Below are 11,528 nucleotides of genomic sequence, written 5' to 3'. Positions count from 1 at the left end.
TTGGATTCTGCGCCGGGAGAGAGCCTGAGGGACAAGCTCGACAACATGCCGAGCGACCACAGCCCGCTTTTCTCCCCCGACCCCTCGGTGCTCGCGCCGTGGACGCGAACCCTGGTGTCGGCAGCGCTGAGCCGGCTCAGCGGGTGAGGTGACTGAGCCGGCTCGGTGTCCCATGGAGATCCAGTGGAGTCGGGCAGGGTCATCCGGCGCGTCGGAGACTGTCCTCGGCCACCTCCTTGTCCAGCGACGCCCGCACCAACGCGGCGGCCAGCACGGCCGGTTCGGTGTCGCCGGCGAGCTTCAGCAGACGCTCCGGATCCTTCGGCAGGCCCAGTCGCTCCGCGCCGTCCAGGGCCTTGCGGTCCAGGTAGGGCGCGACCTCGGGCCACACGCGCTGCGCCTCGCGCAGGAAGATGTCGGCACCGGCCGGCCCCAGGCCCGGGATCTTCTGGAGCAGCCGGCGCAGTTCGGGGACCTTGCCGTCCGCCTCTTCCCGCAGGCGGCGCAGATCGCCGCCCCACCGCTGGGTCAACAGCTCCGCGCCGTCGCCGAGCTGGGTCGCCGTGCGCTCGTCGTAGCGCCGGTAGCCGCCCCGGCCCAGCGCGTCCACCCGCTGCTGCCAGTCGGCCTCGGCCATGCGCCGGGGATCGCGCAGCCCCGCCTCATGCAGTTCGCGTGCCGCTGCGACGGCGACCGAGGCGCGGATACGGGCGCTGAGCAGCACGGCCAGCACCAGCAGCCGGTACAGCGGCTGCGGGGTGTCCTTCAGCCGGATGCCCGCCTCCTCGGCGTACGTGCGCCCGTGCGCGCCGACGAGTTCTCGTACGACCCGCCGCTCGTCGCTCATGGCTTCAGCGGGTCGTGGCCCAGCGTCATCAACTGGTGGCGCCGACGCGTCTGTTCGGGTTCGGGCTCGTTCTCGAGGTCCACCTGCTCGCTGACCGTCTCCACCACGTCGTGCATCACCTGGATGTCCTCGTCGGTGAGGTCGGTGCGGCGCTTCTGCAGGATCGCGAGCACATGCTGCCCGGTGGGTGTGCCGGCCTGCTCCGGCAGCGGTTCCGTGTCCTCGTCGGCGTCGCGGACCCGCAGCCAGGCGGCCAGCTCCTGCGAGGTCATGTTCACCACGCGGTGGAAGTCCTCCCACAGCGTGTCGAGTTCGAGGGCGTCGGTCATCGGATCGACCGTCCCTTCCGTGTGTGGCGTGCGGTCGGAGCGTCAGGCGCGCGGGACGTTCTCCGCCTCGAACATCCACCGCTGCTTCTCCAGCTCGGCGGTGATGCCGAGGAACAGGTCCTGGGTCACCGGATCCGGCTTCTCGGTCGCCTCGATGCGCTTTCGCAGCCGGCCGATCGCCGCCTCCAGCGCCTCCGCCATCACCTGGACGACCTCCGCGTCGCGCAGCCAGCCGTCCTTCGGGCTCGGCAGGGTGAAGGCCGCGGCGATGGTCTCGGGGCGGCCGTCCGGCGGGACGCCGAGGGCTGCGGCGCGCTCCGCCACCGTGTCGGCGAAACCGCGCGCGGCCGAGACCACCTCGTCGAGCTGGAAGTGGATCGAGCGGAACCGCGGTCCCACGATGTTCCAGTGGGCCTGCTTCCCGGTCAGTGACAGCCCGAGCAGGTCGACCAGGGTCTCCTGGAGCGCGTCGCAGGCGATCCTGCGCGCGTCGTCGGGCAGTGTGCTCTTCACGACGGTCATGGTGAGTCTCCCCCTCCCATGTCGTCTCTGGCTGTCCTGGGTGCACGGAGCAGCGCGGCGCGTTCGTGCTCGCCGGTCCCGCCTCACACGCCGGAGGTTTGCCCGGTGCTCAATGCGTAGCGCAGACACTGGCTGATCACCGCGCAGCGGGCGCAGACGCGTTTGGCGGCCGCGATGTCCCGGAGCGCGGGTCCCGTAGTGCCCACGGGGAAGAACAGTTCGGGGTCCTCACCCACGCAGGCCGCTCGCCGCAACCACTCCATGCGGCGGCGGGTGCCCATGGCGAACCGGTGCAAACGCGGCATGTCTCAGTCTGCGAGCACCCCGTCCACGAAGCGGGTCACCTGGGCGAACGCCTCGGCCCGGTCGGTCTCGTGGAAGACCTCGTGGCGCGCGCCCGGAAAGATCCGCTCGGTCAGCGCGCCGCCGCTCAGCCGCTCGACACCGACGCGGCTCCCGGTGAGCGGGACCAGCCGGTCCTCCGTGCCGTGCAGCCACAGCAGCGGCAGCCCGCCGACGTCGCCGCCCTTGGCGACGTCCTCCAGGGTCCGTGCGAACGCCTCCAGTGTCGGCCGCTTCATCGGCCCGTGCCAGACCAGCGGATCGGCGGCGTAGGCCGCGCCGACGGCCGGATCGCGGGACAGGGCCGCCGGGTTGATCGGGATCTCGGGGATCTCGTCGTGGGCGAGCAGCCGGCCCGGTGTCTCCCAGACGCCGATCACCGGTCCGGACAGCACGAGCGCGGCGAGCTCCGTGCCATGGCGCTGCGCGTAGCGGGCGGCGATCAGGCCGCCCATGGAGTGCCCGATCAGAACGACCGGCGCCACGGGGTGCGTGGAGCGGGCCCGCTCGGCCACCGCGTGCAGATCGGTGACGACGTCCTCGAAGTCCTCGATCACCACGCGCTCACCCGCCGACCTCCCGTGCCCGGTGTGATCGGGCCCGAACACGGCCGCCCCGTGCCGCACCAGGACGCCGGCCAGCTCCTCGTACCGGCCGATGTGCTCGCCGTAGCCGTGCGCCACCAGGGCCACGTACCGCGGCTCCGGGTGGGGCCACTCGCGGACGGTGACCTCGCCGCGGGTTCCGGTGAGGATGTGCTCGCGGGCGTCGGCCATGTCTCCTCCGGCTGGGTCGGCGCGGGTTCCCGGAGATCTTCCCAGGGTGGCGGCCGGCGGTCTATAGTCAAAAACTAGCAGCGCTAATTAATGCTGGTGCCGGCCATCCGGCCGGTTCACCGAGCGATGTCGGTCAGGAGTCCTGTCGTGCGTCCCGTCCACTTCGCGGCCGCCCGCCGCACCCCCATCGGCAAGCTGCGCGGAGCCCTCTCCTCGGTACGGCCCGACGACCTCGCCGCGACCGTGATCCGCGCACTCGTCGCCGACCTGCCCGCCCTCGACCCGGCCCGCATCGACGACGTCTACTGGGGCGCCGCCAACCAGGCGGGCGAGGACAACCGCAACGTCGCCCGCATGGCCGCCCTGCTCGCCGGCCTCCCCGAGTCCGTCCCCGGCGCCACCGTCAACCGGCTGTGCGCCTCCGGCCTCGAGGCCGTCACCACCGCCGCCCGCACCATCGCCGCCGGCGAGGCCGACATCGTGCTCGCGGGCGGCTCCGAGTCGATGAGCCGCGCCCCCTTCGTCCTGCCCCGCCCCGACGAGGCCCTGCCGCACCGCATCGAGACCGCCGACACCCGGCTCGGCTGGCGCCTGGTCAACCCGGCGATGAAGGACCTGCACGGCCTGCTGTCCATGGGGGAGACCGCGGAGGAGGTCGCCGAGCGGTACGGGATCTCGCGCGAGCGCCAGGACGAGTTCGCGCTCCGCAGCCACCGACTTGCCGCCCTGGCCCGCAAGAACGGCCACTTCGACGACGAACTCCTGCCGGTGGAGCGGCCGGACGGTGTGGTGGTGGACGGCGACGAGTGCATCCGCGAGGACACCTCGTACGAGAAACTCTCCCGTCTGAAGCCGGTCTTCCGCGAGGGCGGCACCGTCACGGCGGGCAACGCGTCCCCGATGAACGACGGCGCCGCCGGACTGCTCCTGGTCAGCGAGGAGGCCCTCGACGAGCTGGGACTGGAGTCGCTGGGCCGCTACGTCGCCGGTGCCTCGGCCGGTGTCCATCCGGACGTGATGGGCATCGGGCCGGTTCCCGCCACGCAGAAGGCGCTGACCCGCGCCCACTGGAGCGTCGCGGACATCGAGGAGGCCGAGTTCAACGAGGCGTTCGCGGCCCAGGCCCTCGCCTGCGTCGACCGGCTGGGCATCGACGCCGACCTGGTCAACCCGAGTGGTGGCGCGATCGCCCTCGGCCACCCGCTGGGCTGCTCGGGCGCGCGCATTCTCACGACGCTGCTGCACCGGATGCGGCGCACGGGCGCGGCTCGGGGACTGGCGACGATGTGCGTGGGGGTGGGGCAGGGGAGCGCGGTGCTCGTCGAACGGGCCTAGCCAGGGCCGGTCCGGAGGCGCCCAGTTCAGCGTCGGGTGCCAAAAGGCGAGACGCTCCTTACGGACACCGGTTAGTTGCACATAGCATCGGTGTCCGCATGAACACGATGACGTTGTGGCACATCACCGGCTGGGAATTCGCCGCGCTCGCCTTCGCGGCGCTCCTCGTCGGCTTCTCCAAGACCGCCGTGAGCGGGGCCAACACGGTCAGCCTCGCCGTCTTCGCGGCAGTCCTGCCCGCCCGCGCCTCCACCGGAGTGCTCCTGCCGGTCCTCATCGCAGGGGACGTGCTCGCGGTGCTCACCTACCGGCGGCACGCCCACTGGCCCACGCTGTGGCGGCTGTTCCCGGCGGTCGCGGCCGGCGTGGTCGTCGGCACGCTGTTCCTGGTGTGGGCCGACGACGAGATCGTACGGACCTCGATCGGTGCGATCCTGCTGATGATGGCGGGCGTGACGGTGTGGCGCCGGCGTACGGCTCGGGCGGCGGAGGAGGAGCCGGGGTCGGTGACCAGCCGGGCGGGCCGGATCAAGGCCCGTTCGTACGGGGTCCTCGGCGGCTTCACCACCATGGTCGCCAACGCGGGCGGCCCGGTGATGTCGATGTACCTGCTGTCGGCGGGCTTCCGGAAGCTGGGGTTCCTGGGGACGTCGGCGTTCTTCTTCCTGATCGTCAACGTGTCCAAGGTGCCCTTCAGCGCGGGCCTCGGCCTGATCGACGGCCGCTCGCTGCTGCTGGACTCCGCGCTCGTGGTGTTCGTCGTGCCCGGGGCGTTGATCGGCAGATGGGCCGTGAACCGGATCAACCAGCGGCTGTTCGAGCAGCTGGTGATCGCGGCAACGGTGGTCGGTGGCGTGCAGCTGCTACTGCGTTAGGCCCAGCAGCGCGGGCAGATCCGCGAAGGAGTCGAGCACATGGTCGGGCCTGCCGCTCGCGGCCTCGTGGGTCTCCGGCAGGTACTTGCCCGTCCGTACCAGCACCCCGGTGATCCCGGCCCGCTGGGCCGCGAGGACGTCGGACTCGATGTCGTCCCCCACTATCACCGCCTCGTCCGCCCCGGCCCCGAGGTGCGCCAGAGCCGCCTCGAAGAAGGCGCGCGACGGTTTGCCGGTCACCTCGGCCTCGGTCCGGGCCGCCGCCTCCAGCCCCGTGAGAAACGCCCCGGAATCCAGTTGGAGCCCTTCGTCCGTACGCCAGTACAGGTTGCGGTGCATGGCCACCAGCCGTGCCCCGCGCTGCAGATGCCCGAAGGCCCGGTTCAGTGCCTCGTACCCGAACTCGGGCCCGGCGCCGCCGACGATGACGACGTCCGGGACGGTGTCGGGGTCGGCGAAGTCGACGACGGTCACCCCCGTGAGGTCTTCCTCGATGTCACCGTGATTCAGCAGTGCACAGCGGGCGCCGGGCAGGCGTTCGGCGAGGTGCGCGGCGGTCACGGCGGGGGCGGTGAGGATGTCCTCGGCGGCCACCGGGAACCCCGCGTCTGCCAGTGTCCCGGCGATCGAGGCGCGGGTACGGGACGTCGTGTTGGTCACCAGGGCGACAGGGAGCCCGGCGGCCCGGATCTCCCGGAGCGCCTCGACCGCACCCGGCAGCGGCTGCCAGGAGACGGTGAGGACGCCGTCGATGTCGATGAGGACGGCACGCACTGAGTCCATGTCCGGACGATAGCCACTCGGGATGGCCCTGTGCGTAGCGGGCGGCGACCTCCCCCGTACGCTCGACGCATGTCCCGTCACGTTCTGGTCCTCGGCGGCACCACCGAGGCCCGCGAACTGGCCGCCGAGCTGGCGGCACGCCCGGGCGTGCGGGTCACGACGTCGCTGGCGGGGCGGGTGACCCGGCCGGGCGCGGTCGCGGGCGAGGTCCGGGTCGGGGGATTCGGCGGCGCGCAGGGGCTGGCCGACTGGCTGCGGGCCCATGACGTGGCCGCCGTCGTCGACGCCACCCACCCCTTCGCCGAGACGATCACGGCGAACACGGCACGGGCCGCGGCCCTGACCGGAGTGCCCGCCGTGGTGCTGCGCCGACCGGGCTGGCGGCCCGGGCCGGGCGACGACTGGCATCCGGCCGCCGCACTGCGCGACGCCGCCGATCTGCTGCCACGGCTCGGCCACCGGGTCTTCCTCACCACCGGACGTCTGGGGCTCGCCGCCTTCGCTCACCTGACGCAGCTGCACTTCGTCGTACGGACCGTGGAACCGCCCGAGCCGCCGATGCCGCCGGACATGGAACTGGTGCTGGCCCGCGGCCCGTTCACGCCGGCCGGCGAGTCGGCGCTGCTGCGTGAGCACCGGATCGACGTGCTGGTCACCAAGGACAGCGGGGGAGCGGCCACGGCGGCCAAACTCACGGCGGCCCGTGAACTCGGCCTGCCCGTCGTGGTCGTACAACGCCCCCCACTGCCGGACGGCGTGACCGTCGTACCCGACGTCCCCGGGGCCATCGCGCTGCTCGGCCTCGACTGACGTCGGGTCACAGCACCTTGCGGTGGACCAGGGCGGACAGCACCAGCGCCCCCGGCAGCAGCGGCACCCACACCGTCACCACGCGGTAGCCGATGATCGTCGCCGTGGCCAGGCCCACGGGCGCGCCGAACGCCGCCATGGTGAACACCAGCGCCGCGTCCACAGGGCCGATCCCGCCGGGCGCCGGTACGGCCCCGACCGCGGTACTCGCGATGAGCAGCGCGATGACCACCTGCGCCCAGGACAACGGCAGCCCGAGCGAGAACCCGACCGTGGCGATCACGCTCCCCTGCAGCAGCGGAGTGGCGGCCGCCCCGCCCCAGAGGGCGAGGACACGGCTGGGCCGGGTGTGCAGGATCCGTGCGTCGGTCAGGGCGGTGCGCAGGAAGCCGAGGGCAGGTGTGCGCAGCACGCGTACGGCCGCCAGCAACGTGGCGGCCACAGCGAGCGCGACCGCCACGCCGAGAGCGACCAGGAGCAGCGTGCGATCGTCCGGGACCAGTGCGCCGAGATGCAGCATGTCCGGGAAGGCCACCAGGAAGACGAGCAGCACCACCGTCTTCGCGACCGGCTTGACCAGCGAGTACAGGGCGAGCGACGCGGTGCTCCGGGCGAGGGATATCCCCTGGCTCTGCAGGAAGCGCAGGGTGACGGCGTGGGCGCCGATGCTGGCGGGGAGGACATGGTTGGCGGCGCCGGCGGCGAACTGCGAGGCCAGCAGCAGCCCCGGCGGGAGGCGTTCGGGGATGGCGCCCTGCCGGACCAGCGCGGCGGCCACCCAGCCCATACAAGTGAAGAACAGGGCGGCGAGCAGCCATCCGGGGTCGGCGGAAGCCAGGCGGGCGGCGCCGTCGCGTACGGTGCGCCAGTCCACCACCGCCCACGCCCCGATCAGCAGGAGCGGGAGCAGGGCGAGCGCATGGCGGGCGAGGCGTGAGAGGCGTTCGGCGGCGGGGGAGCGGACGGGGGCGGTGGGGAGCGGCGTGGGGAGCGCGGCCGCGGGCCGGAGCAGGGACACGGCGTACGTCGTCCTTTCGCATCGCGGCCCGTGGGGTGCGGGGCGGACGGATGCAGGGCGAGGCAGGTGGGGACGGCTGAAACGTGCCCGCCCGGTATGACGCTCCGGTGTCCGGCAGCCGACGCGACGCCAGCGGGCAGCGCAAGAAAGACGCCGCGCCGCCGGCGGGCGGTCCGCCGAGGTGCAGGCCGCGGTTACCGCTCCCTCGGGTTGCGCCGCAACAGGTACGTGTCCATGATCCAGCCCTTGCGCTCCCGTGCCTCGGCCCGCAACCGCTCGATGCGTGGTGCCGCCTCGGCGATCGGGCCGGAGGCGAGGATCTCGTCCGGCGTGCCGAGGTACGCGCCCCAGTAGATGTCGATGTCCTGGTCGGCGTACTGCCGGAAGGTCTGCCGGGCGTCCAGCATGACCACCACGTCGTCCACGCCCTGAGGGAAGCCCTCGGCGAGCCGCCGGCCCGTGGTGATCTGCACGGGCCGGGCGACCCGGTTGAGGCCCGTGCGATGACGGGCGACCAGGGCCGAGACACTGCTGATGCCCGGCACGACGTCGTACTCGAAGGCCACCGTGCCGCGCAGGAGGACCTCCTCCAGGATGCCCAGCGTGCTGTCGTACAGCGCGGGATCGCCCCACACCAGGAACGCGCCGCTCTCCTCCTCGCCCAGCTCCTCGGCGATGAGCCGCTCGTAGATGTCGGCGCGGGCACTGCGCCAGTCGTCGACGGCCGGTGAGTACGCCGCGCCGCCCGCGCTGCGGTCCCGCTCCGGGTCGCGCGCCTCCACCAGGCGGTACGTCCCCTCCGGTATGTGCGTGTCGAGTAGGTCCCGGCGCAGTTGCGTGAGGTCCGACTTCACCTCGCCCTTGTCGAGGAGGAAGAACACGTCCGTGCTCCGCAGCGCCCGGACCGCCTGCAGGGTCAGCTGGTCGGGGTCGCCCGCGCCGATACCGATGACATGAATCTTTCGCACACCCAGAGTCTGCCGCACGCCACTGACAGTGGGTGCACCGCCCGGACGATCACGACCCCCGCAGACGCGGCGCCCGCTCCCCGGCATCCACCGCGGCACCGCCCTCGACAGCCCCCGCCAGCTCCCGCGCCCAGCCGGCCAGCCCCGCCAGATCCATGCCGTACGGCCACTGCCGCCCGGCCCGCCCCGCCCACTCCTCGACCGCGCCTGCCCCGCGCCGCAGCAGCCGTGCACCGCCCGTCGTGTTGCCCCGGGCCGCGTGGGTGAGCCCCACGGCGAGCTGGGCGAGCCCGCGCCACAACGTGCGCTCCTGCTCGGGCCCCGACTTCCAGGCGTCCTCGAACACCTCGTGCGCGTGGAACGGCTTCCCCTCGTCCAGCAGCGCCTGCGCCTCGGCGACGGTCTCCTCCGGCGTCCGTACGACCCCCTCGGGCTGCCGTGCCACGCCGTCGGCGCCGTACGGCAACGGGCGCCCGAGCCCGTCCCGCGGCCGCGCATTGCGTGCCCGGCCCTCGCTGTCCCGGTCCCGTGCCGCGACCGGCCGGCCTTCCGATGTGCTGCCCATACGGCGATTGTCCTGCCTCCGGTGCCCCTTCGGCGCGCCCGGGTACGTGGGGTAAAGTACTGCCCGCGCGATCACGCGGTTCACCGCGACGGGGCGCATCGGGACGTGGCGCAGCTTGGTAGCGCACTTGACTGGGGGTCAAGGGGTCGCAGGTTCAAATCCTGTCGTCCCGACGGTAAATTGGGCTATCCGCCCAGGTCAGGGCCTTGGATCACACTTTGTGAGACAAGGCCCTTGATCGTTTCTAAGATCCGGTCTCACAATTTCTCACACACACGGGATGAATCTCACCCCTGCCTGGATCGGGGCGGGGGCGCCCCTGCGGGCGATCTCGCCGGCGGAGCCGAATTCGTCGAGCAGAGTACGGGTCCTGGTGCTGCCGTAACCCTGGTCGAGGTTGACGCGCGCAGGTGCGACGAACAAGGTCATCCCCATCACCGGATGCCGCTGCCCTCGGCAACGAGTCACACGGTGCGCAGAGAGCTCAGGTGGCACCTCATCCCGCCAGGCGTGATGCTGAAAGCTGGGAGGCGATCACCATGAGCGGGAGGCACAGCCACAGCGGCGGCACGCCGATGAGGAGGGAGGAGGGGCGGCGCGGTAGGGAGGCGGACGTTCCGAGCTCCCTCGTGGACGCGTTCGCCTCCAGGTTGCAGGGGCAGCTCATCCGGCCCGGGGAGCCCGGCTACGAGCCGGCACGAGAGCTCTGGAACGGCATGATCGACAGGCGCCCGGCACTGGTGGCTCGGTGTGCGGGCGACGAAGACGTAGTCGCCGCGGTCGATTTCGCCCGCGACAACGGGATGCTGGTTGCCGTGCGCGGGGGCGGGCACGGCGTCGCCGGTCATGCGGTCTGTGACGGTGGTCTGGTCATCGATCTGTCGGGGATGAGAGGGGTCGATGTCGACCCGGAGGGGCGGAGGGCGGTTGCGCAGGGTGGCTGCACGTTGGGGGACATCGACCGGGAGACCCAGCGCCATGGGCTTGCCACTCCGCTGGGCGTGGTGACGAAGACGGGGATAGCCGGCTTGACCTTGTCTGGGGGAATGGGCTGGCTCCGGCGTAAACACGGGTTGAGCTGCGACAATCTCCTGTCCGCACGGGTTGTCACCGCTGACGGGCATCTCCTGGTCGCCGACGAGAGCCAGAATCAGGACCTGTTCTGGGCGGTCCGCGGCGGTGGCGGCAACTTCGGCGTCGTCACCTCGTTCGAGTACCGCCTGCATCCCGTCGGGCCGGAGGTCTTCGTCTGCTTTGTGTTCTACCCCGCAGCCCGCACCAAGGAAGTGCTGCGGTCCTGCGAGCGCTACCTGTCCCAGAGGCCGGACGACTTCGCCCCGATCGGGATCCTCGGGAAGGTCCCGCAGGCAGAGGACTTCCCGCCCGAGGCGCACGGGAAGGGCTACGCAGCACTGCTCGCGCCGTACCCGGGTGACCCGGCAGAGGGCGAGCGACTCCTGCGGCCGCTGCGAGAGATCGCCGACCCGATCCGCGACCTCAGCGGCACCATGCCCTACACGGAGACCCAGGCGATCCTGGACGAGGACTACCCCGACGGCTGGCGCTACTACTGGAAGTCCATGAACGTGCCTGAGCTCAGCGACGAGCTGATCGAGCGGCTCGCCGAGCACGCCGCTGCGGCACGTTCGCCCCAGTCCACCATCGACGTCTGGTACCAGGGCGGCGCCATGGCCCACGTCGGCGAGGAGGAAACCGCCTTCGCCAACCGCGACGCCCCCTACTTGCTCGGGATCGAGGCGAACTGGGAGGCGGAGGCCGACTCGGCCGAGAACGTGACCTGGGTGCGCGACACCTTCGCCGACCTGCGCTCGTTCTCCGCCGGGGGCATCTACCTCAACTTCCCTGGCTTCCTCGAGGAGGGCGAGCAGCTCCTGCGCGAGGGCTACGGCATGAATTACGAACGGCTCTCGGCAGTCAAGGCGAAATACGACCTCGCAAATCTCTTTCACCTAAACGCGAACATCAAGCCGAAGAGCTGAGGGTGGGCGATCCGGCCTGAGTGCCGAGAGCTCGTCCAGTCTGCGGCCGATCACGCGGTCGTAGACGTCCACCGCGAGCCGGTGTCACTCCTCCACCGGGGCCCGCCCCCGAGTCCTACTGCCAGTCACTCTTGGAGCGACCGGCACATGAGCGAGCTGGTCAGCCTTCAGCCGAGCAGCTCACTCAGCTTCTCCGAACCTGCCTTGAGACTCTGGGGATCCGGGTGGACATATTGAGCCGGAACGGTTGAGTTGCCTGCTCGTTGGCCGGGTGTGATCGGGGTTGAGGACGCGCGTCGGCTGACGCCTGCCGCGCGGGAGGTGGTGCGGCTGCGGGTGGTGGCCGCACTGGAATCGG

At 71.6% G+C, this 11,528-nt stretch carries 12 protein-coding genes, 1 tRNA gene and 2 pseudogenes; 5 read left to right on the top strand and 10 right to left on the bottom strand.

Annotated features, from left to right (window positions below; all coding sequences use genetic code 11):
* Nucleotides 1-199 precede the first annotated feature (199 nt).
* The 5 genes and pseudogenes from ACTWQJ_RS35020 to ACTWQJ_RS35000 form a co-directional block, all read right to left on the bottom strand.
* Nucleotides 200-847, bottom strand: a complete 648-nt coding sequence (locus tag ACTWQJ_RS35020) for an endonuclease (RefSeq protein WP_443310494.1) — start codon at nucleotides 845-847, stop codon at nucleotides 200-202.
* Entirely contained in the window at nucleotides 844-1,176 is a 333-nt protein-coding gene (locus tag ACTWQJ_RS35015) for a DUF3140 domain-containing protein (protein ID WP_443310493.1), read from the bottom strand. Before ACTWQJ_RS35015 ends, ACTWQJ_RS35020 begins: the two co-directional genes overlap by 4 nt.
* A 42-nt stretch (nucleotides 1,177-1,218) precedes the next feature.
* The gene (locus ACTWQJ_RS35010) at nucleotides 1,219-1,698 is read right to left on the bottom strand and encodes a Dps family protein (RefSeq protein ID WP_443310492.1); all 480 of its coding nucleotides are present in this window, start codon (nucleotides 1,696-1,698) and stop codon (nucleotides 1,219-1,221) included.
* Nucleotides 1,699-1,784: 86 nt separating this feature from the next.
* Nucleotides 1,785-1,961, bottom strand: a pseudogene (locus ACTWQJ_RS35005) (WhiB family transcriptional regulator); the annotation flags it as partial.
* Nucleotides 1,962-2,006: 45 nt separating this feature from the next.
* Complete coding sequence (locus ACTWQJ_RS35000) at nucleotides 2,007-2,816, bottom strand: lysophospholipase (protein ID WP_443310491.1); 810 nt, start codon at nucleotides 2,814-2,816, stop codon at nucleotides 2,007-2,009.
* Nucleotides 2,817-2,963: 147 nt separating this feature from the next.
* Here ACTWQJ_RS35000 and ACTWQJ_RS34995 point away from each other — a divergent pair, with 147 nt between their 5' ends.
* Complete coding sequence (locus ACTWQJ_RS34995; protein WP_443310490.1) at nucleotides 2,964-4,151, top strand: thiolase family protein; 1,188 nt, start codon at nucleotides 2,964-2,966, stop codon at nucleotides 4,149-4,151.
* Between the two features lie 98 nt (nucleotides 4,152-4,249).
* Nucleotides 4,250-5,026: a sulfite exporter TauE/SafE family protein gene (locus ACTWQJ_RS34990; protein ID WP_443310489.1), complete on the top strand. Its 777-nt coding sequence runs from the start codon at nucleotides 4,250-4,252 to the stop codon at nucleotides 5,024-5,026.
* On the opposite strand, the gene ACTWQJ_RS34985 is transcribed toward ACTWQJ_RS34990, so the two are convergent.
* A complete protein-coding gene (locus ACTWQJ_RS34985) occupies nucleotides 5,015-5,809 on the bottom strand; it encodes a TIGR01458 family HAD-type hydrolase (protein ID WP_443310488.1) in 795 nt (264 codons plus the stop codon). The genes ACTWQJ_RS34990 and ACTWQJ_RS34985 overlap by 12 nt on opposite strands.
* Before the next feature lie 69 nt (nucleotides 5,810-5,878).
* Between ACTWQJ_RS34985 and ACTWQJ_RS34980 the strand changes: the two genes are divergently transcribed.
* Nucleotides 5,879-6,619 (top strand): cobalt-precorrin-6A reductase, encoded by a 741-nt coding sequence (locus ACTWQJ_RS34980; protein ID WP_443310487.1) that lies wholly within the window; start codon nucleotides 5,879-5,881, stop codon nucleotides 6,617-6,619.
* A gap of 7 nt (nucleotides 6,620-6,626) precedes the next feature.
* Here the strand turns inward: ACTWQJ_RS34980 and ACTWQJ_RS34975 are convergent, their stop codons facing one another.
* From ACTWQJ_RS34975 to ACTWQJ_RS34965, 3 genes are all read right to left on the bottom strand, one after another.
* Nucleotides 6,627-7,637 (bottom strand): lysylphosphatidylglycerol synthase transmembrane domain-containing protein, encoded by a 1,011-nt coding sequence (locus ACTWQJ_RS34975; RefSeq protein ID WP_443310486.1) that lies wholly within the window; start codon nucleotides 7,635-7,637, stop codon nucleotides 6,627-6,629.
* A 194-nt stretch (nucleotides 7,638-7,831) separates the two neighbouring features.
* Nucleotides 7,832-8,605 (bottom strand): precorrin-6A synthase (deacetylating), encoded by a 774-nt coding sequence (cobF, locus tag ACTWQJ_RS34970; RefSeq protein ID WP_443310485.1) that lies wholly within the window; start codon nucleotides 8,603-8,605, stop codon nucleotides 7,832-7,834.
* Between the two features lie 49 nt (nucleotides 8,606-8,654).
* Complete coding sequence (locus tag ACTWQJ_RS34965; protein ID WP_443310484.1) at nucleotides 8,655-9,170, bottom strand: DUF309 domain-containing protein; 516 nt, start codon at nucleotides 9,168-9,170, stop codon at nucleotides 8,655-8,657.
* Nucleotides 9,171-9,269: 99 nt separating this feature from the next.
* On the opposite strand from ACTWQJ_RS34965, the gene ACTWQJ_RS34960 reads away from it, so the two are divergent.
* Nucleotides 9,270-9,343 (top strand) — tRNA-Pro (locus ACTWQJ_RS34960).
* A gap of 106 nt (nucleotides 9,344-9,449) precedes the next feature.
* Here ACTWQJ_RS34960 and ACTWQJ_RS34955 read toward each other — a convergent pair.
* Nucleotides 9,450-9,572, bottom strand: a pseudogene (locus tag ACTWQJ_RS34955) (IS5/IS1182 family transposase); the annotation flags it as partial.
* 137 nt (nucleotides 9,573-9,709) lie between these two features.
* Here ACTWQJ_RS34955 and ACTWQJ_RS34950 point away from each other — a divergent pair.
* On the top strand, nucleotides 9,710-11,170 hold the full coding sequence (locus tag ACTWQJ_RS34950; RefSeq protein ID WP_443310483.1) for an FAD-binding oxidoreductase: 1,461 nt from the start codon (nucleotides 9,710-9,712) through the stop codon (nucleotides 11,168-11,170).
* Nucleotides 11,171-11,528: the final 358 nt, after the last annotated feature.

It is taken from the genome of Streptomyces sp. KR55, from assembly GCF_052245645.1.
Lineage (GTDB): Bacteria > Actinomycetota > Actinomycetes > Streptomycetales > Streptomycetaceae > Streptomyces > Streptomyces flavusporus.
The sequence above is the reverse complement of the archived record's forward strand: the minus strand, read 5'-3'. Positions and strand labels throughout refer to the sequence as shown.